The 20,789-nt window shown below is 59.7% G+C and carries 17 protein-coding genes, 1 tRNA gene and 1 riboswitch; of the genes, 7 read left to right on the top strand and 11 right to left on the bottom strand.

All coding sequences use genetic code 11. The features are described 5' to 3' along the window. Positions 1-56: 56 nt before the first annotated feature. The 5 genes from O8B93_RS18215 to O8B93_RS18235 all read right to left on the bottom strand — a co-directional run bounded on the left by O8B93_RS18215 (position 57) and on the right by O8B93_RS18235 (position 5,072). A complete protein-coding gene (locus tag O8B93_RS18215) occupies positions 57-797 on the bottom strand; it encodes a hypothetical protein (RefSeq protein ID WP_309568511.1) in 741 nt (246 codons plus the stop codon). Positions 798-1,082: 285 nt separating this feature from the next. Continuing rightward, a complete protein-coding gene (locus O8B93_RS18220; RefSeq protein ID WP_269711342.1) occupies positions 1,083-2,210 on the bottom strand; it encodes an S-(hydroxymethyl)glutathione dehydrogenase/class III alcohol dehydrogenase in 1,128 nt (375 codons plus the stop codon). A 150-nt stretch (positions 2,211-2,360) separates the two neighbouring features. Further along, on the bottom strand, positions 2,361-3,818 hold the full coding sequence (gene trmFO, locus O8B93_RS18225) for a methylenetetrahydrofolate--tRNA-(uracil(54)-C(5))-methyltransferase (FADH(2)-oxidizing) TrmFO (RefSeq protein ID WP_269711343.1): 1,458 nt from the start codon (positions 3,816-3,818) through the stop codon (positions 2,361-2,363). 485 nt (positions 3,819-4,303) lie between these two features. Beyond that, positions 4,304-4,447, bottom strand: coding sequence for a DUF1127 domain-containing protein (locus O8B93_RS27945; protein WP_003515516.1), 144 nt, complete (start codon positions 4,445-4,447; stop codon positions 4,304-4,306). Between the two features lie 478 nt (positions 4,448-4,925). Beyond that, entirely contained in the window at positions 4,926-5,072 is a 147-nt protein-coding gene (locus tag O8B93_RS18235) for a DUF1127 domain-containing protein (RefSeq protein ID WP_173987005.1), read from the bottom strand. 635 nt (positions 5,073-5,707) lie between these two features. Between O8B93_RS18235 and O8B93_RS18240 the strand changes: the two genes are divergently transcribed. Beyond that, positions 5,708-5,790, top strand: a tRNA-Leu gene (locus O8B93_RS18240). Positions 5,791-6,030: 240 nt separating this feature from the next. After that, positions 6,031-7,509 carry a trigger factor gene (gene tig / locus O8B93_RS18245; protein WP_269711344.1) on the top strand — a complete coding sequence of 493 codons (1,479 nt, stop codon included), beginning with the start codon at positions 6,031-6,033 and terminating at the stop codon, positions 7,507-7,509. A gap of 139 nt (positions 7,510-7,648) precedes the next feature. Here the strand turns inward: tig and O8B93_RS18250 are convergent, their stop codons facing one another. Beyond that, positions 7,649-8,428, bottom strand: coding sequence for a carbon-nitrogen hydrolase family protein (locus O8B93_RS18250; protein WP_405049070.1), 780 nt, complete (start codon positions 8,426-8,428; stop codon positions 7,649-7,651). Positions 8,429-8,785: 357 nt separating this feature from the next. On the opposite strand from O8B93_RS18250, the gene O8B93_RS18255 reads away from it, so the two are divergent. Both O8B93_RS18255 and O8B93_RS18260 read left to right on the top strand, forming a co-directional pair. Then, positions 8,786-8,986, top strand: a complete 201-nt coding sequence (locus tag O8B93_RS18255) for a hypothetical protein (RefSeq protein ID WP_269711346.1) — start codon at positions 8,786-8,788, stop codon at positions 8,984-8,986. Positions 8,987-9,078: 92 nt separating this feature from the next. Beyond that, positions 9,079-9,726, top strand: coding sequence for a hypothetical protein (locus O8B93_RS18260; RefSeq protein ID WP_269711347.1), 648 nt, complete (start codon positions 9,079-9,081; stop codon positions 9,724-9,726). Between the two features lie 272 nt (positions 9,727-9,998). Here O8B93_RS18260 and sthA read toward each other — a convergent pair whose 3' ends face one another. From sthA to O8B93_RS18275, 3 genes are all read right to left on the bottom strand, one after another. Further along, positions 9,999-11,402 carry a Si-specific NAD(P)(+) transhydrogenase gene (gene sthA / locus O8B93_RS18265; RefSeq protein WP_269711348.1) on the bottom strand — a complete coding sequence of 468 codons (1,404 nt, stop codon included), beginning with the start codon at positions 11,400-11,402 and terminating at the stop codon, positions 9,999-10,001. A 755-nt stretch (positions 11,403-12,157) separates the two neighbouring features. Continuing rightward, complete coding sequence (locus O8B93_RS18270) at positions 12,158-12,691, bottom strand: DUF1003 domain-containing protein (RefSeq protein ID WP_269711349.1); 534 nt, start codon at positions 12,689-12,691, stop codon at positions 12,158-12,160. Between the two features lie 114 nt (positions 12,692-12,805). Further along, positions 12,806-14,746: an LTA synthase family protein gene (locus O8B93_RS18275; RefSeq protein WP_269711350.1), complete on the bottom strand. Its 1,941-nt coding sequence runs from the start codon at positions 14,744-14,746 to the stop codon at positions 12,806-12,808. 222 nt (positions 14,747-14,968) lie between these two features. On the opposite strand from O8B93_RS18275, the gene O8B93_RS18280 reads away from it, so the two are divergent. Beyond that, positions 14,969-16,648, top strand: a complete 1,680-nt coding sequence (locus O8B93_RS18280) for an NAD+ synthase (RefSeq protein WP_269711351.1) — start codon at positions 14,969-14,971, stop codon at positions 16,646-16,648. A 244-nt stretch (positions 16,649-16,892) separates the two neighbouring features. Here the strand turns inward: O8B93_RS18280 and O8B93_RS18285 are convergent, their stop codons facing one another. Next, positions 16,893-17,270, bottom strand: coding sequence for a glyoxalase superfamily protein (locus O8B93_RS18285; protein ID WP_269711352.1), 378 nt, complete (start codon positions 17,268-17,270; stop codon positions 16,893-16,895). A 190-nt stretch (positions 17,271-17,460) separates the two neighbouring features. Here O8B93_RS18285 and O8B93_RS18290 point away from each other — a divergent pair, with 190 nt between their 5' ends. After that, positions 17,461-18,291, top strand: coding sequence for a TolB family protein (locus O8B93_RS18290; protein ID WP_269711353.1), 831 nt, complete (start codon positions 17,461-17,463; stop codon positions 18,289-18,291). Positions 18,292-18,361: 70 nt separating this feature from the next. Then, positions 18,362-18,544, top strand: a riboswitch (cobalamin riboswitch). A gap of 96 nt (positions 18,545-18,640) precedes the next feature. Beyond that, the gene (gene bluB / locus O8B93_RS18295) at positions 18,641-19,357 is read left to right on the top strand and encodes a 5,6-dimethylbenzimidazole synthase (RefSeq protein WP_269711354.1); all 717 of its coding nucleotides are present in this window, start codon (positions 18,641-18,643) and stop codon (positions 19,355-19,357) included. Positions 19,358-19,551: 194 nt separating this feature from the next. Here the strand turns inward: bluB and O8B93_RS18300 are convergent, their stop codons facing one another. Continuing rightward, the gene (locus tag O8B93_RS18300; protein WP_269711355.1) at positions 19,552-20,667 is read right to left on the bottom strand and encodes a DUF2865 domain-containing protein; all 1,116 of its coding nucleotides are present in this window, start codon (positions 20,665-20,667) and stop codon (positions 19,552-19,554) included. Between the last annotated feature and the right edge of the window lie 122 nt (positions 20,668-20,789).

Here is a 20,789-nt window from a genome sequence, read left to right on the forward strand (position 1 = left end):
CGCTTTGCCTGTAAAGGCGAGGATTCCATCAGGTCACGCAGGATTCACTAGAATACCTAGGGTGGCAATAACACCAACTCTGAGTATGTTTCGTTAATAAAGCGTGGGCTCCATGCGCCTTTTACTTGTATTGTTGCAAATTTATGTGCGGCAAAACCGCCAACCCTTCGGTCTTTCTCGCAAGCTGCCATGGTCAGCGCGAGCCGGCCTTTACCCAGCAGGTGGCGGGCAATGGCGGGCAGGTGCCTCTGCGCGATCTGCCGGTCCTCGCAATAGATCAGACGGGCGGAGGGCAGTTTCCTCGTCGTGGTTTTCAGGAATACCAGCGGATGGCGTCGGCCTTCCGCCTCCAGAATGGCCACGATGCAGCCGAGGCGGGCGTGGTCTTCCAGCATGTCGCGTGTTTCAGAAGACAGGGTTTCCGCCGTTGTCTGCGTGAGTGGATGAAGCCGCGCGCCTGCCGGACGAAAAGCCGCCAGCGGCAGGGGATAAAACACTGTGCAATCCGTCACCGTGTGAAAGCCCAGCCGTTCGTTCAGCTTGCTGGCTTCGGGCGACGCGGTGAGATCGGTGAAGATTTCGTCTTCGTCGGATGACGCTATCTGCAGCATCCGCGGGGCGAACCAGCGGCAGGACGGCTCGACATACCAGCTTGAAAGATTGACGATAACCCGGCCGGTATCGGGCAGGCGGCTCCTGATCGTCAGCAGGACGCCTGCGGCAATGTCGCCCTTCATCAGCAATTGGCCGATAGGGCCGAGATGACGCCGCTCGTGATGTTCACCGATAAGCGACAGGCCACGCGCCCAGAAGGCCTCGCTTTTTTCCGGAAAACCTTTCGCCAGAAGGCCAACGGCGGCGGCGCGGTTTCCGTTGTCGATCGGTACGATTTTCAGGGGTCGCTCTCCGCTGTCTGGCCTTGCTCTGGCCGGGGAGAGGTTTTCAACTCCGCCGCGCAGTATCGGCTTACGACGATAGATTTACCGTCCCGTTAATCGCCATGGCTGCAAGGGGCTCCTGGCAATCACATTTGCATGAATGGCGGGCGCGCAATCAGGCGCGCCCGCCTTCGTCTGGATCAATCAATATACAACGGCGCCGCGGATCGATTCACCCTTGTGCATCAGGTCGAAGCCCTTGTTGATGTCTTCGAGCGGCATCACGTGGGTGATCATCGGGTCGATCTGGATCTTGCCTTCCATATACCAGTCGACGATCTTCGGCACATCGGTGCGGCCGCGCGCGCCGCCGAAGGCGGTGCCCATCCAGTTGCGGCCGGTGACCAGCTGGAACGGACGGGTGGAGATTTCCTGGCCGGCACCGGCGACGCCGATGATGACCGACTTGCCCCAGCCGCGATGTGAGGCTTCCAGCGCCTGGCGCATGACCTTGGTGTTGCCGGTGCAGTCGAAGGTGTAATCGGCGCCGCCAATCAGATCGCCATTACGCTTCGTCATGTTGACGAGATAGGGCACGATGTCGTCGCCGACTTCCTTCGGATTGACGAAGTGGGTCATGCCGAATTTTTCGCCCCAGGCCTTACGATCCGGGTTGATATCGACGCCGATGATCATGTCGGCACCGGCAAGGCGCAGGCCCTGCAGCACGTTCAAACCGATGCCGCCGAGACCGAAGACGATTGCGGTGGAGCCGATCTCCACCTTGGCGGTGTTGATGACGGCGCCGATACCGGTCGTGACGCCGCAGCCGATGTAGCAGACCTTGTCGAAGGGCGCGTCCGGGTTGATCTTGGCCAGCGCGATCTCGGGCAGAACAGTGAAGTTCGAGAAGGTCGAGCAGCCCATGTAGTGGTGGATCTTGTCCTTGCCGATCGAGAAGCGCGAGGTGCCGTCAGGCATCACGCCCTGGCCCTGGGTGGCGCGGATGGAGGTGCACAGATTGGTCTTGCGCGAGGTGCAGGAGTAGCATTCGCGGCATTCCGGCGTGTAGAGCGGAATGACGTGGTCACCCTTCTTGACGGAGGTGACGCCGGGTCCGACATCGACGACGATCCCCGCACCTTCATGGCCGAGGATTGCCGGAAACAGGCCTTCAGGATCGGCGCCAGAGAGGGTGAAATCGTCGGTGTGGCAGATGCCGGTGGCCTTGACCTCAACAAGCACTTCACCGGCGCGGGGACCTTCAAGCTGAACGGTCATGACCTCAAGCGGTTTTCCTGCCTGAATGGCAACGGCGGCGCGAACGTCCATATTCGATCTCCTCAGTCTTTTAATATCAAAGTAAAATGGTTTTGCCCGAGCGCGGCTGGCCGGGCAAGGCAAAATCCGGTGACCCGGAATGGAAAAAGGGCGTGTGCGGTCACACGCCCCTTTATTCTGGCTGATAGATGCGGGCAGGGCCTATGGCGTTGCGTCGCTCTCTTGTTCCGTTGCGACGCGTTCCACGCCAAGCCACGCCGCACAATCCTTCAGCGCCCGCGCTGCGACGAGCTGGCGTTTCATGATGGTCTTGTCCTTGCCGCGAAAACGCTTCACACCATCAGGCTTGACGATGGAGCCCGGCTCCAGTTCCGGGAACAGGCCGAAATTGATGTTCATCGGCTGGAAGGAACGCTTGCCCGGCTCATCATTTGAGGAGAGGTGGCCGCCGGTGATGTGGTTGAGGAGCGAGCCCAGCGCCGTGGTGGCCGGCGGCAGGCTCGGGGTCTCACCCTTTTGCTCCGCAGCGGCGAAGCGGCCGGCGAGCAGCCCGACGGAGGCGCTTTCCACATACCCTTCGCAGCCGGTGATCTGGCCGGCAAAACGCAGGTCCGGCCGCGATTTCAGCCTCAGCGTCGGATCGAGCAGGATGGGGGAATCGATATAGGTGTTGCGGTGCAGGCCGCCGAGGCGCGCGAATTCCGCATTTTCCAGACCCGGAATCATGCGGAACACATCCGCCTGGACGCCGTATTTCAGCTTGGTCTGGAAACCGACCATGTTGTAGAGCGTGCCGAGCGCATTGTCCTGCCGCAACTGGACGACCGCATAGGCCTTGACCGTGGGGTTATGGGCGTTGGTGAGGCCCATCGGCTTCATCGGGCCGTGGCGCAGCGTCTGGCGGCCACGCTCCGCCATGATTTCGATCGGCAGGCAACCGTCGAAATAGGGCGTGCCTTCCCATTCCTTGAAACCGACAGTGTCGCCGGCGATCAGTGCGTCGATGAAGGCGTTGTACTGTTCCTCGTCCATCGGGCAGTTGATGTAATCCTTGCCCGTGCCGCCGGGGCCGACCTTGTCGTAACGCGACTGGTACCAGCAGATATCCATGTTGATACTGTCGCGGTGCAGGATGGGGGCAATGGCATCAAAGAATGCCAGTGCGTCTTCGCCCGTCTCAGCCTGAACCGCTGCTGCCAGATCCGGTGAGGTGAGCGGGCCGGTGGCGATGATGGTGCTGCCCCATTCCTTCGGGGGCAGGCCTGTTACTTCTTCGCGGACAATTGTCACCAGCGGGTGATTTTCAAGCGCATCCGTCACGGCCTGCGAAAACCCGTCACGGTCAACGGCAAGTGCGCCGCCGGCCGGCACCTGGTGTTTGTCGGCGCAGGCGATGATCAGCGAGCCGGCAAGCCGCATTTCCGCATGGATGACGCCGACCGCATTGGCCGTCGCATCGTCGGAACGGAAGGAGTTGGAACAGACCAGTTCCGCCAGCGTATCGCCCTTATGCGCATCCGTGCCGCGCACGCCGCGCATTTCGTGCAGGATGACGGGCACGCCGCTCTCAGCAATCTGCCATGCGGCTTCCGAGCCGGCCAGTCCGCCGCCCACGACGTGAATGGGAGAATGGGTCTTGTCTTGCATGCTGGCATCCATGGGCCTCCGCGGGGCAAAGCTCCCGTCCGGCGGCTGTCATTCGAGTGATGGTTCCGCGCGGGTCCCTTGGGGACGCGGCATTGTTGCGGGATGCACTAGCATGCATGGGCGGGGCAGCCAAATGTTTTTGCGGCTGGGGTGGGCGAGGAAGAGATGCGGGGCGTGGTGAAACGAGCGGGTGCCGCCTGCTTCTTCTCCCCGCCGGGGAGAAGTCCGCGGCAGCGGGATGAGGGGGCAAGGGTAGTGAGATACGGCAACGTTGCCCCCTCATCCGACCCTTCGGGCCACCTTCTCCCCGGCGGGGAGAAGAAATATGCCGCGATGCTGCGGCCTTCCTCGTGATTCTCAATTCTGGGCGATGTTGAAGGCCGAACTCAAGCCGAACCCCCCAGAATCAAAAACGGCGCCAGAGGCGCCGTTTTCTTAAAACCTGTCGCTCGATCGTCGCGCCCTGGAGGTCGGGCAGCGGGACGACCTTTTACGCCTTAGCGGAACGAACGGGAAGCAACGTTACGGATGTCGTAACGGGTCAGGCCGATGTCGCTCAGGGCCTGGTTGGACAGGCTGCCGAGTTCGTTGATCGTGCGGCGGTAGGAGATCCAGTTCTTTGCGATGCGGATAGGGTTCATGATCGTTTCCTCAATCTATCTGTTGATTTCGTCGGCCGGCTCAGCGGTTTCTCTGTGCTCTCGGCTGTTGAGATTTATATATAGACATTAAGCCATGTTGTGCAGTGCAGAATTTAAGCGACTGCCATGCATTTGTGCACTATGTCGGCTAAATTTGCGGCTTTGAGTATCATCTGAGCAAAATATGAGCGGAAATGCCTGCGTTTCAGGCGGCCTTCGCGCATTTGGCAGCCTTTGGTGGCGCTCACGGGCGCTTTGCGGTGGGAAAAGGGGCGTTGGAAGGGGCTCAGACACTATCCGGGTGCGGCGTTAATGCTCGGCCATTGATGCATTTTTCATCCGCCGGTCTCCGCGGGTGCACTAGCAGAACCGCTTCGACGTGGAGAGCCGCCCAAAACGAAAAAAGGCCAGAGGCGGAAGCCTCAGGCCTTTTTGGGGAGGTCGTCTTCGCATCCGCCGCAATGAGCGGCGGCGCGTATTAGATGCCGACGGCGGTCTTGGCGACGCGGCGGATGTCCTGACGACCGATGCCGAGGTCATTCAGTTCGCGGTCGCTCATGCGGCCGAGTTCGGTTACGGTCTGACGATACTTGCGCCAGTTGGTCAGCGAGCGTGCAATGTTCATTTTCATCTTCCTCTTCGTGCTGTTCAGTCTCTGCGGCCAGTCTTGGGAGGCTTTGGTCCGGGGCTGAACTGATCTCTGTATGACCACCAATATAATCGGTTTAAGCGAAACAAAAACAGACAAAGCAAGATGTCACCTATGCATAGAATGCAAGGCAAGCCGGTAAATTGACCCGATTGCGGCGATTCATGCATAATTTGTGACCAATTTATGAGCTTTTGGTGTCTTTGGAGGGGGCGGCGATGCGAAGACGTGCGGCAAGGCCGGCGCGGCGCTGTGGGCGAGGGCGGAAGGCTGGATTGCGGATTTGACGGTCGGAGACCATTGGGCAACGCCAACCGTAGGCGGTGCTATATATAATGTCAGCATAGCCGCATAAATATTGCCCGCCTTGCCGCATGTTCTTCTCGTGCAGGTGTGGGGCCGCATTGAGAGCTAAGGGCGGTTCTCCGGCTCCGGATAACGCCTGTCTGATTGCCTGTTCATTTCCGTCCGGCGCTCGTGGCAAGGAGCGGAAGAGGGCTCGCTGCCTTGCGGCAATTCGGCGTAGTCAATAAAAGTCCGGAGGAAACGAAAGGCGACGACAAGGCGTGCTTGACCCTTTCAGAACATTGTGACATACCGCCGCCCAACGTGCGGGTATGGCGGAATTGGTAGACGCATTGGTTTTAGGTACCAACGCTTCGGCGTGGGAGTTCGAGTCTCTCTACCCGCACCACAAGCAAAGCATGGCTGTGCCACGCTTGCGCCAGAGTGCATCTTCATAAGATGCGGGGAGCTTCGGGGTTCATTTCTCCCCTTTGGTCTTTTCTCCGGTGCAGGCGAAATGGTATCCGGCAGGCGCTTGTGTAAAGAAATTAGGGAAGCCACGGCCGGGGAACGATGTTTCCGGCGCAGTGCTCGAAAGTAAACCAACGGCTGTCTGAGCACCGCCGCCATGATGTGAAGGTTTGAGAAAATGCAGGTTATCGAAACGCTCGCTGAAGGGTTGAAGCGCGAACTCAAGATCGTTATCCCGGCTGCCGACATGAAGGCCCGTCTGGATGAGCGCCTGGTTGACGCCAAGGACAAGGTTCGCATCAACGGTTTCCGTCCCGGCAAGGTGCCGATGGGCCATCTGAAGAAGATGTACGGCAAGTCCATCATGGCCGACCTCGTCAACGAGCTGGTTCGTGAAAAGCCTTCCGAAATCCTCTCCAGCCGCGGTGAGAAGTCTGCAACGCAGCCGGCCATCTCCATGACCGAAGACGAGCAGGAAGCTGAAAAGATCCTGTCGGCCGAATCGGATTTCGAATTCACCGTTGCCTACGAAATCATTCCGGCCATCGAACTGAAGGCCAATGACGGCATCAAGGTTACCCGCGAAGTTGTTGAAGTCTCCGAAGACGAAATCAACGAGCAGATCCTCAAGATCGCCGAAAGCGCCCGCACCTACGAGACCAAGAAGGGCAAGGCCGCTGATGGCGACCGCGTCACCATGAACTATCTCGGCAAGGTTGACGGCGTTGCCTTCGACGGCGGCGCTGCTGAAGATGCTGAACTGGTTCTCGGTTCTGGCCGCTTCATCCCCGGCTTCGAAGATCAGCTCGTTGGCGTCAAGGCCGGCGACGAAAAGACCATCACCGTGACCTTCCCGGCCGACTACCCGGCTGCGAACCTCGCAGGCAAGGACGCCACCTTCGACGTTACCGTCAAGGAAGTTGCTGCCGCTGCTGCTGTCGAAATCAACGACGAACTGGCCGAGAAGCTCGGCCTCGAATCGGCTGAAAAGCTGAAGGAAATCGTCAAGGGCCAGATCGAAAGCCAGTTCGGCAACGTCACCCGCCAGAAGGTCAAGCGTCAGATTCTCGACCAGCTCGATGAGATGTACAAGTTCGACACGCCGGCTGGCCTCGTCGACGCCGAGTTCGACAACATCTGGCGCCAGATCAACACCGATCTCGCCCAGTCGGGCAAGACCTTTGCTGACGAAGACACGACCGAAGAAGAAGCCCGCGAAGAATATCGCAAGCTTGCTGAGCGTCGCGTCCGCCTCGGCCTGGTTCTCTCCGAAATCGGCGAAAAGGCCGGCGTCGAAGTGACCGAAGAAGAAATGCAGCGCGCGCTGTTCCAGCAGCTGCAGCAGTTCCCCGGTCAGCAGAAAGAAATCCTCGATTTCTTCCGCAACACGCCAGGCGCTTCCGCTTCGCTGCGCGCTCCGATCTTCGAAGAAAAGGTCATCGACAAGCTGCTCACGGAAATCTCGGTAACGGACAAGACCGTTTCCAAGGAAGAGCTGCTGGCTGACGACGGCGAAGAAGAAACGGAAACCAAGAAGAAGGCTCCGGCCAAGAAAAAGGCTGCTGCCAAGGCTGACGACGCCGCTGAAGGCGAAGAAGCCGCTCCGAAGAAGAAGGCTCCGGCCAAGAAGAAGGCCACTGAGGCCGACGCCGAATAATCTTCTTCAGGGCAAGCTGATTGAATGGAAGGGCCGTGGCGCAAGCTGCGGCCTTTTTGTTTCGTCTGGGCGATGCCGTCCGTTCCGCTTTGCGCGGTGGCCAGCGGAGCCAAACAGCGCCGCTGGCCGATCTCGACTGTTAAAATCGCTCCCGGCTATCGCTTCTGGGATCATTATTCACCTGATGAGGTGCATAAAGATCGCCACGGGCTTTTCGCCGCCATGGTCGCGCGGGATTTTCACGATCGATGGTAATGTCTGCTATGGCGATAGCCGGTAAACCATTCATCGGGCATTGCGCTGCCCATCGGCCATCCGGTGCGGCGATTCCCGAGGGAGCAGCTGTGCTCTGAGCCGCCAGGGTGGAATAGCTGACCCAATAGGTGTTGCTCACGGCATGCCCCAATATCTCGGCGGCAAATGCGGGGGCATTGGACGGGCCATCGCCTGCGGTGGAAAACAGCACGCAGTCGACATTCAGCTTCTCGTATTCCATGAATATTTCCGGGTAGTGCGCTTCCATTCCAAGCGCGCAACCGAAACGCACGCCATCAACTTCAAACGTCACCGGTACACTTCCCGGCGAATACATGAACGAGATTTTGGTGTTCGACAGCAGGCGCTCGTCGTAACGCGTTACAAGCTTCCCGCGATCGGAGATGACATACAGGCTGTTATACGGCCGATGAGGCGGCGTAAGCTGATGGACGGATCCGACAATCGTCCAAAGCTTCAGCTTACGCGCCAGTTTTCGCGTCGCCTCCAACTCTTCGCGCAGAGTTTCCCATTCAAAGCGTGTCCAGTCGGAAGGGCCGATTTCCCGCGGGCCATTCTCCGACATGATCCGTTTATGAGGCCAGCATGTTGAGCCTTCCGGGAAATGTATGATGCGAGCACCAGCTTTATGAGCCTCGCCCATAAGATGGCGCATTTCCTGTCCGCAGGTCTTTAGGGCAGAGACGTCACGGGGATCGTTGAACAAGGATGTCTGCGCGACCGCTATCCGTATTGAGTTGCTCAAAGGAGCGTCCGGTATTCTACGAATATGCTGGAGAGCAGCTGTATAAGATTCGCCGGTTTTGGCGGCGCGAGCTCTTACGCGGCGTTTTAGATTGCCATTTTGCGTCATTGTCAGGCCTTTCAGGTCTCGGACGCAGTTCCCCAGCAACTCGCCCGAAACGATCGGACCCAAGACAGTTGCCCGAGACTATAGTCCCTTTGCCTCCGTTGAAGACCCTGCTGGGGAAGGTCGTGGAGGTTAGGCGCAGGCTACGCGGTGACAAATATCGGTTGGAAACCGCCGATTCGTCAAGCGGCCGAGGCACCCGGCCACATGAAGCTTCCCGATCACAATGCAGTGCAGCATGACTTTTTGCTGCATCTGCTCTTGTTCATCTCCCGTTCATCTGGCACCCTGCGCAGCATGATTTGCCCCGGCCGCGGAATGCGGTCGTTCGGGCATCTTGCGCCGCTTTGATGTGGCCTTATCGCTGCCAAACCATTGGCCTTGAGCTTTTACCGTGCCTGCCGGGTTCTCCCGGCGCGCCCTTAATGTGCCAGGGGACAAATATGTCGCTCCGAACGGGTTCTGCCCTTTTATTATCGCTCCTCATCGCTGCGGGTGCAGCCCATGCGGATGAGGCCGGGTTGATCTGGAAGCCGGTCAAGAATTCCGACCGCTCCTATACGGCGCGCATCGGCGCGAAGCTGCCGGTCGATACGCCGATCCGCGCCGGGCTGGAAATGGGCATGAGTGCTTCGAAGGCGGGGCAGGTGGTGGATACGCCGGTGCGCTTATGGGGCAATGTCACGCTGTTGGCCGAGCAGCTGCCCGGTGTTTCGCTCGCGCGTGACGTCGGTGTGATGTTCAATGCGCTGACCGGGTCGAGCAGCGTTTCCATGACCTTGCAGCAGAAGCGTATCGTCACGCCGGAACTCGACATTGAGGCAAACCGTAATTTCACCGTGCGTTATGACGGCACGGCGCAGCAATGGAACGGGCTTGATGTATCGCAGTCGCTGCGCCTGTCCCGCTCCGAAACCGGCACCGCCTTCGTGTTGACGGGGGCGAGCCGCAACAGCTTCAACGAGTTCAGCAGCGGTGTGGCGGTGGAGCAGAAACTGGGCGATCACCTGACCGTGCGGGGCACGCTCGATCAGGGCTATGCGGACCACTTTAGGCCGGGGGTGAGTGCGCGGTATAGTATCCGCTGGTGAGGGCGGTTCCATCTGCGGCGGGATTGCTGAAAACTCGGCGTCATCCTCGGGCTTGACCCGAGGATCCATGGTGCGCCTGGTTGTGGATCCTCGGGTCAAGCCCGAGGATGACGACGCAGGGGTTTGGCATCGTGGCTGCGGGATGAGCCTTGTTGGCCCAGGGACTTGGGCTGGCTGGACCTTGGATCAAATCCGGGGCGACGAGGAGGGAAGGCTATGACCTTGTCAAAAGCGCTTTCACGGCATTTTGCCGCCCCGCCGAATATTCCGCCTCAATCCTTCTTGATCTCACCCATACGGTTCCAGGCATCCAGCCCGGCGATCTTGTAAGCTTCTGCAAGTGTGGGATAGTTGAACGTATTCTCCACGAAATATTCCACCGTGCCCTTGAGGTTCAACACGGCCTGACCGATATGCACCAGTTCTGTGGCACCTTCGCCGACGATGTGGACGCCAAGCAGGCGGCGGGTTTTCAGCGAGAAGATCATCTTCAACAGGCCGCTGTCGAGGCCCATGATGTGGCCGCGCGAGGTTTCGCGGAAATGGGCGATGCCGCATTCATAGGGAATGCCGCGTTCGATGACTTCTTCTTCCGTCAGGCCGCAGGTGGAAATCTCAGGCACGGCATAGATGCCATAGGGGAAGAACTGCGGCGGTTCGCCGGCCGGTGCGCCGACGGCATGGCGGGCGGCGATGCGGCCCTGTTCCATTGACGTGGAGGCAAGGCTCGGGAAACCGATGATATCGCCGGCGGCATAGATGTTGGGTACCGAGGTCTGGAAGGTCTCGGGATCGACTTTCAAACGGCCACGGCTGTCGGCCTCCAGTCCGCAGGCGGACAGGTTGAGCGTATCGGTGGCGCCGACGCGGCCGGCCGCGAAGAGTACGGTTTCGGCTTTCAGGACCCGGCCATTGCTGAGCGAAACGAGGCATTTGCCGCTTTCGTCGCGCTCCACCTTTTCCGCCTTCTGGCCGAAGATCAGCTTCATGTTGCGGTCGCGCAGCTGATAGGTGAAGTCTTCGACGATTTCCTTGTCGATGAATTCCAGCATGGTCTCGCGCGGTTCCACCACCGTTACCTGCGTGTCGAGGGCGCTGAAGATCGTGGCGTATTCGATGCCGATGACACCGGCGCCGACGACGACCATGGAGCGCGGCAGTTCCTTGATTTCGAGAATCTCGTCCGAATCGAGCACCGCCTTGCCATCGAAGGGAATATGCGGCGGTCGGTAGGGCCGGGTGCCGATGGTGAGCAGAATTGAGGTGGCGGTGACAGTCATGACTTCACCGTCGCTTTTCACCACTTTCATGGTGTTGGCGTCGACGAAGCTTGCCGTGCCGCGAATGTGCTGCACGCGGTTGCGGGCGAACTGGTGCTCCAGCACTTCCACTTCATGATCCAGCGTGATGAGCAGGCGGCGGCGCAGATCGTCGGCGTCGATCTCCTGCTTGACGCGATAGGCGCGCCCGTAAAAACCACGCTCGCGCCAGCCGGTGAGATTGAGCGCGGTTTCGCGCAGGGTCTTGGACGGGATGGTGCCAGTGTGCACGGAAACGCCGCCGACACGGCTGCCTTTCTCGATGACCAGAACCTTCTTTTCGAGCTTGGCGGCCTGAATGGCGGCCCGTCTTCCCGCCGGACCGCTGCCGACAACAATCAGATCGAACTGGTGCATGAAAAACCCCGGAACAGAATGTATTTCGATACCGGATGTCGCATCCGGCGTGGCGTCGTCGCGAAATGGTCGTGATGCCATTTTGACGATGGGGAGTGATTCCCCGTTTGCCTTGCCCGCTAGAGTGCAATGCAACAAACGCCTGCGTCAATCTGTAGCGTAAGATTCTGACGGATTCGTAACTGGGTGTGGGTTTTCGGCGGGTGTTGTGCGATTCATATTGGAGCGAAGGTGCGCGGGGCTTTACCCCCCTCTGCCCTGCCGGGCATCTCCCCCTCAAGGGGGGAGATCGGAAAGACGCTTTATCGCCACTTCATTTCATCCGTCGAGATGGCCGAGGCTTCGCCTCGGGTCGATCTCCCCCCTTGAGGGGGAGATGCCCGGTAGGGCAGAGGGGGGTAAGCCCCGCGCACTTCCATTCACTTCTGTAAATGCCCCAAACCCCCAACACCTTCATCCCGCACGGCGCTGCCGGACGGGGATAGCGGGAAGGCACCGGGCGATCCCCGGCTGCGCTTCATATGAGGTTGGTGTGGGTCGGATGCGTTGCGCAGCCGGGTCTTTCACCATGCCGTATCCCGCAAAGGGCTGTGCACCGCATGTTGCGAAATGGTCCTTTCCACGAACGTTGCCAGCGTTCCACCACCAGGACCGTCCTTCAGTTTCCGCCACGTCTGGCGTCCACCCGGCAGGACTGCGTTCACTCTAACAGTGCGGCGCGGGGTGTGGAAAAGCGGGGAAGACGTTTTTTCGCGTCAACCATCTTTCCGGGTGACGTGGTGGTGGATGGCGGCGATGTCCTGGCGCAGTGCCGCCAGTTCGGCGAGCACCTTCACATCGATCTTTTCATGCAGCGACAGAACCTCCAGCTCGGCCTTCAGGTTCACCTCATAGTCCTTGGCGGCCTCGAAACGGTCGCGGGCGGCCTGGCGGTTCTGCGACATCATGATGATCGGCGCCTGGATGGCGGCCAGCATCGAGAGAAGCAGGTTGAGGAAGATGAAGGGGTAGGGGTCGAAAGCACGGGTAGTCAGCACGATGGTGTTGATGATGGCCCAGAAGATCAGGAAAAAGCAGAAGCTGAGAATGAACCCCCAGGAACCGCCGACCTTGGCGATATTATCCGCCAGCCTGTCGCCCAAACTGGCGCCGGCGGAAAATTCCGCATTGGTGTCGCTCGAAATCAGCTTTTTCTGATGCGACAGTTCCAGAATACGCCGTTCCACCTCGCCGATTTCACGGGAGGAGCGTTTGAAGTGCGAGACGATATAGTCGGAGATATCTGACACGGTGTGTCTCCGGTTCTGATGGGTGCCTGTGTGTTTTCCCGAGATAAACCCGCATGGTGGCGGAATTCAAACGATTTCCACCGCCATGCGGTTCAGGCACCCTAGCCAGAAACATCAGACGGCCGGTGCGCCCTCATGCAGCCAGTTGAAGCCGGGGAAGAAACGCTCGCGGCCATATTGCGCGCCGAACATCATGTCGAATTGCAGCAGGCGATAATCCCGCACCACGTCGGGAACGGCGTTCGGTGCGATCGACCAGTCGGGCAGGGCCTTGCCGTCCGTTGCCACCAGCATGTGCCGGTCGATGACGGAAAATTCCTGCTGAACGTCACCCAGCGTGCCGGTATAAAAAGGGTCGGAGAAGCCTGCGGTCTTCAGCACATGATAGGGCAGGAGCGCCGGGCTGATGGTGCCGATATTTTTGCGCACACCTTTCTTGGAGGACCAGACGACGAGCGGCGTTTCATGTTCCTTCTTCATCACTTCCAGCGGCGCGCGGCGGCTGGCCACCATGCCCGGCATGTAACCGCTTTCCACGAAGGTCTGGCCGAGCGGCGGCAGGTGATCCCCGAAAAGGACGATGATGGTTTCGCGGTCACGCTTCTTTGCCCAGCGCATCAGTTTCAACAACGCGTCATCGGCTTCCACGACGCCCTGTGAATAGGTGGCGAGCGCCTGCGAGGCCGAGGCGGAAAGGCCGCCCGTAACATCAATGGTGTTTTCGGCATAACGGGCCGCTTCGTAGGGGCCGTGTCCCTGCAGGGTGACGGCAAAAAGGAAGAGCGGGTTCTTCGCCGTATCGGCGGTCGCCATGATTTCGTTCATCAGCGCATCGTCGGAGGCGAAGTTGCCGCGTTTTTCCATGGCCGGCAGCGTCTCTTCTGAGCGAAACTCTTCGAAGCCGAAGTTTTTATAGACCTGCTTGCGGTTCCAGAACCATTCCTGGAACGGATGCATGGCGATGGCGGAATATCCTTCGCCACGGAAGAAGCTGGCGAGCGAGGGCACCGGGCGGCGGATATATTGCTGGTAGGGAATGCTGCCATAGGGCAGAAAGGCGTTGGAAAAGCCGGTCAGCGCCTCGAATTCCACATTGGCCGTCATGCCGCCAAACTCGGGCGAAAACACGTTGCCGGACTGTTTGGCGCGGATCGTCGGCATCGGATCGGCCGACAGTTCGACATTGTCGAGCCGGGTCGGATCCCACAGCGATTCGCTCATCAGCATGATCACGTCAGGATAATCGCCCTTGTTGGCGGCGAAAGAGGCGGGCTTGGAGCTGAGATCGGCGATGCTGTTGTCGCCATAACCCTCTGGCGCCGAGACATTGGCCATGGGAATATTGAAGGCGAAGGCCATCAGGAAGCCGTTATGGCGGTAGTTCTCCTGCTGGTCCCACATCATGGGAATGATGTTGAGGCGATCACGCACCCAGGAATAATGCGAATAGTCCATCAGCGAGGCGAGGCCGGCAAGAAGCGGCAGCGCCAACACCAGACCTGCGGCGCGTTCACGCCAGCTCAAGCCCGGCGAATGGCGGCGCGCCAGCAGCCACAGCGCCACAAGGGTTGCGATGGCGGCACAGATGCCAAGACCCACCAGCACCGCCGTCAAGGGTTGCGCCTTCAGCATGGTCGGCAGAAGTTCGAGGATCTGCCGGCCAAACAAAAGGTCGGAAGGATAAAGCGGATCGGAGAGATAGGTCTGTTTCTGGGCGGAAATCAGCCCCGTCAGCGCGCAGAGCGGAGCAACGGCAATCAGCGACAGGTAACGCCGGCCAAGCAGCGCATCCAGCGCCACGAGAAGGGCGAGCACGGCGGCGATGGTGGTCACGCCCGGACGGGCGGACGAGGTGAGGAAGGCACCGACATCACGGAGCGAACCGCGGGCAATCCATTCCAGCGCCACGACGAGCATGATGGATGCGACCGTCAGGTTGGCAAGCGTATAGGCCATGCCCGAAAGCTTCGAAAGGCTCCTCAGTCCCGCAGGCGAAAAGACAAGATCAGCCTTTTCGGAAGCCGTTGTTTTTGGCGCCGAATGTCTCAAACTCATACTCCGGTATTTCAGGCGGCAGTGCCGATCCGGGGAGGTGAATCGGGCGTCGCAAAAGTGTCATGTAACTGTCACATAAGCGCGATGAATGCGACATGAACTTTGCTGAGGATGGCTGGGGTGGTGATAACCTTAGCGTGAACGCAGCCGTGGCGTATTGCCCAAGCGACGGCATGCAATTGCCGCGTTGCGGAGCGGCCACGGGCGCGGTATTGAAATGGCATGAGCGACAGACACGATATCAAGAACCATCTCCGGATTGCCGTCGGGCAGTTCAATCCGACTGTTGGCGACGTGGCGGGCAACCTCGCCAGGGCGCGTGAGGCACGGGCCGATGCGGCAACGCAGGGCGCCGATCTCCTGCTTCTGACCGAGCTGTTCATTTCAGGCTATCCGCCTGAGGATCTGGTGCTGAAGCCGGCTTTCCTGAAGGCTTGCCTCAAGGCTGTCGAGGAACTGGCGGCCGAAACCGCCGATGGCGGGCCGGGCGTCGTTATCGGTTTTCCGCGACAGGGCGAAGCGGGCCGGCACAATTCGGTGGCGCTTCTGGATGGCGGCAAGATTGTCGCGCTGCGCGACAAGATCGATCTGCCGAATTACGGCGAATTCGACGAAAAACGTGTTTTCGAAGAAGGGTCGATTTCCGGGCCCTATAATTTCCGCGGTGTCAGGATCGGCATTCCGATCTGCGAGGAAATCTGGAACGACATGGGCGTCTGCGAGACGCTCGCCGAAAGCGGCGCGGAAATCCTGCTGGTGCCGAACGGGTCGCCCTATTATCGCGGCAAGCTGGATGTGCGCCATCAGGTGGCGCTCAGGCAGGTGATCGAGAGCGGCCTGCCGCTGGTTTTCGCCAACCAGCTGGGCGGGCAGGATGAGCTGGTATTCGATGGTGCGAGCTTCGGCTTTAACGCGGACAAGACGCTCGCCTTCCAGATGAGCCAGTTCGAGGCCACACTTGCCGTCACCGACTGGAAACGCACAGCGGATGGCTGGCATTGCGAGAGCGGGCCTTTCTCGAAAATACCAGAGGGCGAGGAGGCGGATTACCGCGCCTGCATGCTGGGCTTTAGGGATTACGTCAACAAGAACGGTTTCAAGAGCGTGGTTCTCGGCCTTTCCGGCGGCATCGATTCGGCGATCTGCGCGGCCCTTGCCGTCGATGCGCTGGGCGAGGAGCGGGTGCGCTGCATCATGCTGCCTTACCGTTATACCTCGGAAGAATCGCTGAAGGACGCCGCCGATTGCGCGAAAGCGCTCGGCTGCCGTTATGATATCGTACCGATCGTCGAGCCGGTGGAAGGTTTCCTCTCGGCACTGTCAGACCTTTTCGAGGGCACGGAAGAGGGTATCACCGAAGAAAACCTGCAGAGCCGCACCCGTGGCACCATTCTGATGGCCGTTTCCAACAAATTCGGCTCGATGGTGGTGACGACGGGCAACAAGTCGGAAATGTCGGTGGGTTACGCGACGCTTTATGGCGACATGAATGGCGGTTTCAACCCCATCAAGGACCTCTACAAGATGCAGGTCTATGCCATTTCCAGCTGGCGCAACGCCCATGTGCCGCCCGGCGCGCTTGGCCCCTCCGGCGAGGTTATCCCGGCCAACATCATTTCCAAGGCACCATCGGCCGAATTGCGCCCCAACCAGACCGACCAGGATTCGCTGCCGCCCTATCCGGTGCTGGACGATATTCTTGAGTGCCTTGTCGAGAAGGAAATGTCGGTCGAGGAAATTCTGGCGCGCGGCCATGATGTGGCGACTGTGCACCGGGTGGAGCATCTGCTTTATCTGGCCGAATACAAACGCCGGCAATCGGCTCCGGGTGTGAAGATTACCAAGAAGAATTTTGGACGGGACCGGCGTTATCCGATTACCAACCGGTTCCGGGATCGGTGATCGCGAGGGGAGTGCGGGTAGGTTCGACGGTGCCGCGCATTTCTTCTCCCCGCCGGGGAGAAGGTGGCCCGAAGGGTCGGATGAGGGGGCAACGTTGCCGTATCTCACTACCCTTGCCCCCCTCATCCCGCTGCCGCGGACTTCTCCCCGGCGGGGAGAAGAAACAAGTGGCATGCGCTCGGCCCACAATAAGCCAACGTATTTGAACAGACGGCGCGAGGAAAACCCCGCGCCGTTCGCTTCCTCAAATAACCTGCCCCACATCGATGCGGTTGCCGTCAGGGTCTTCGAAAACGAAAGCCCGCAGGCCATAATCCTTGTCCTGCAGGCCCTTGATGATGCGCAGCCCCTGGCTCTTGCAAATCGCATGCAGCGCATCGACATCGCTCACCATCATATGCGCGACGTTGAATGGGGCTGCCTTGTGGGCCGGCTGCAATGTCAGATGAAGCTCGGCATTTCCCTGTTTCAGGATCATGAAGCCGACGGGGTTGCCGTTTTCGAAGGTCTTTTCGAAACCGAGAACACCGACATAAAAATCATGGGCCTTTTCGATATTCTTGACAGGAAGCATTGCGGCGATCCGCCCGAAGCGGATGCCGTGATCGGCGATGGTAGTCATCGCGGAACCTCGGATCTGGGAGAAACGGCGAGGGCCACGGGCGGTGCCGTAACGCTGGCGTTTTTTCCGATTTGAATTTGCAGGACGGTGCCTGCGGCCATAGGATCATAATCACGGTGGTGGCGGATGCAAACGGAATATGCGTGCCACTCAACTCCGATCCAGATCGAAGACAGGCCCGGGAGGCATAATGCGCAGTTCCATCGAAATCTTCAACATCCGCACCCGGCAGATGCGGGTGGTGTGGCAGACGCCTGAGCTTTACGAGGCGCCGAACTGGTCGCCGGATAGGCAATATCTGCTGCTGAACAGCGAAGGGCTGCTGTATCGCCTGTCTCTTGCCGGTGATGCGTCGCCGGAAAAGGTCGATACCGGTTTTGCCACGCTCTGCAACAATGATCACGGCATTTCGCCCGACGGTTCGGTTTATGCCATTTCCGACAAGGTGGAGTTCGGCAAGAGCGCCATCTATCTGCTGCCTTCGACGGGCGGCGTGCCGCGGCTGATGACGAAGAACCTTCCTTCCTACTGGCACGGCTGGTCGCCGGATGGGAAAAGTTTTGCCTATTGCGGTATTCGGGATCAGGTTTTCGATATCTATTCCATGGACATAGACAGTGGCGTTGAAACACGCCTCACCCATGGTGAGGGCCGCAATGACGGCCCGGATTATTCGCCGGATGGCGAATGGATCTATTTCAATTCCAGCCGTACCGGCCTGATGCAGATCTGGCGGGTGCGGGTGGATGGCTCCGCCGTCGAGCGCATTACCGACAGTGCCTATGGCGACTGGTTCCCGCACCCGTCTCCTCACGGTGACAAGGTGGTGTTCGTCTCCTATGACGCCGATGTCTTCGACCATCCGCGCGACCTCGATGTGCGGGTGCGGCTGATGGATATGGATGGCGGCAATGTCGAAACGCTGTTTGAGCTTTTCGGCGGGCAGGGCACGATGAATTCGCCCAACTGGTCACCTGACGGGGATGAATTCGCTTATGTCAGATATTTCCCGGTGGAATGATGGAGGTAAGGTGCGGCAGGCCACATTGCCGCACCACCCGCTGGACACTTGCATTCGCAAATTTTCTCGCCCATAGATTCTTGCGTCAGGTGCCCGCCCTTGCGACGGGAGAATCGGGAATCCGGTGAAAGACCGGAACGTGCCCAACGCTGTGAAGCGGATGCTCTTTTTCTCATGCCACTGAAGCAATTCGGGAAGGCGAAAGGGGCGGATGAAGCTTAGTCAGAAGACCGGCCTGACAGGATAGACCGAACCGCGCGGACGGCGGCAGGTTGCTGAAAAAGCGCGTCGCCGCTGCAGAACCGGCATGGTCTCGGCACGGGCGCGCCCGCATTGTTGGGGATAAACGATGCCGACCGATCCGTCCGATGGCAATTCATTGCAAACCAATCCAGTCGATCACGCGCTTTCGCCCGCCCGCCCGTTTTCCGGGGAGGAGCGCGAGGCGATCTACCGCGCCATCGAGACGCGCCGTGATGTGCGCGACCAGTTCTTGCCCGATCCCTTGCCGGAGGAGCTGGTGGAACGCCTGCTGAAGGCGGCGCATTCGGCTCCCTCGGTCGGTTTCATGCAGCCGTGGAATTTCACCCTCGTCACCGATGGCGCCGTGCGCCAGGCGGCCTTTGTGGCCTTCAGCCGTGCCAATGAGGAGGCGGCGGCGATGTTTGAGGGCGAAAGGCAGGCGCTTTACCGCAGCCTGAAGCTGGAAGGCATCCGCAAGGCGCCGCTCAGCATCTGCGTCACCTGCGACCCGACACGCGGCGGCAAGGTGGTGCTGGGCCGCACCCACAATCCGCGCACGGATGTCTATTCGACCGTCTGCGCCATCCAGAACCTCTGGCTCGCCGCCCGCGCCGAAGGCATCGGGGTCGGTTGGGTCAGCATTTTCCACGACAGCGATGTTCGCGCCATTCTTGATATACCCAATCATATCGAGATCGTTGCCTGGCTGTGCCTCGGTCGGGTCGATACACTTTATACCGAGCCGGAACTGGCGGTGAAGGGCTGGCGTCAGCGCGTGCCGCTGGAGGAGCTGGTGTTTCGCAATCGCTGGGGTGGAGTGTAGAAGCGAAGGCCTGTGAATAAGGCGGGACGTTGCCGCGTATTTCTTCTCCCCCTCGGGGAGAAGGTGGCCCGAAGGGTCGGATGAGGGGGCAACGTTGTCGGATTTCGGAGAGCTCGCCCCCTCATCCCGCTGCCGCGACCTTCTCCCCGGCGGGGAGAAGAAACAAGCGACAAACGCTCGTTCCATGACGTATGTCACTGCTGTGGCTGAATGCCCTTCAACGCGGGGTTCTTTAGGTCGATGCGGCCTGTCTGGTCCGGCAGGAATTTGGGGCCGATGACACGCACCCTGGTGTCGTTCGGATCGTAGTCGCGTTCGGGAACCGGTTGTTCAGGCGGTTTTGCGGCCTGTTGTTGTTCTGCGGGTTTCTGCGGCTTGTCACCACTCTTGTCACCTTGTGGTGATGGAATGGTGGTGATGCTGGAATAGGGCTTTTCGGCTTGCGGCCGGGCGGCCTCTTCCTGCTTCTGCATGTCCTTGATATAGGCGGCCATGTTGCAGGCGCAGCCGGGTGCCTTTGTCGACGCATTGCGGTAGGCGAAGGCGGTGGGCAAATCCTTGTACGGTTTGCCGGTTTCAGCGGACACCATGTCTGCCGTTTCCTGATCCCCCATGGAATGGAAATAAAGCTCCGTCTCGGTTCCCGGGCACATTTTCTGACACTGTTCGGCCTGGGCGCGGAAATCGAGCGGCGAGGCGTTGGAGGCGATCGGGAAAAACGAGCCGTCGCAGGTGCGCACGCAGAGTGTGCGAAGCCCGCCCTCGGCGGCGGCATTGGGGTAAGGCGAGAGGCCTGCCTGTCCCGGCTCATTTCCCTGCTGACGGAAGGCATCGGGATAACGGGTCACATCGGGAGCCTGCGGTGGTTGCATGTCCGTTTCCGGCATTGTGCTGCAACCATTGGCATCAAGGGCGGCGAGAATGCGCTGGCGCCTGACGTCGCCGTCATCATTGCGTGCGGCTGCCATGGCATCGTCGCGGTCGCGGATGATGGCATCCCGCTCGGCTTCGGCATCCACCAGCGCATCGCCGATCTCGGCGCAGAGGCCGGCATTGGGGTTGCCGTAGACGGTGATGCTGCCCGAGGAGCAGCCATAGCCGCGCAAATCGTTCCTGATCTTGCGGATGGCGATGTTCTGGCTGGCGAGCGCATTGGCGTAACGCCGCACCTCGGCCGTATTGCCGATGACACGCGGCGGCTCGCGCAATTGCGCATAAAGCGTATCGCAGACCTGATCCGCAAAAGCGGCAGCCGGGGCCATGAAAACAAGGGGAAGCAGGAGGCCGATGATGCGGCTGCGCCGGGTCAATTGTGCGATCCGTTTAATGTCCCCGGCCGGTGGCAGGGGCGTTATACTTCACGAAATCCGTGTTTCAGGAAGATAACATAAGCTGTTGCCGCAATGCGGCAACAGCATGTTCAAAATTGCGT

The sequence above is a fragment of the Martinezella rhizogenes genome, assembly GCF_027460065.1.
GTDB classification, from domain to species: domain Bacteria; phylum Pseudomonadota; class Alphaproteobacteria; order Rhizobiales; family Rhizobiaceae; genus Agrobacterium; species Agrobacterium rhizogenes_C.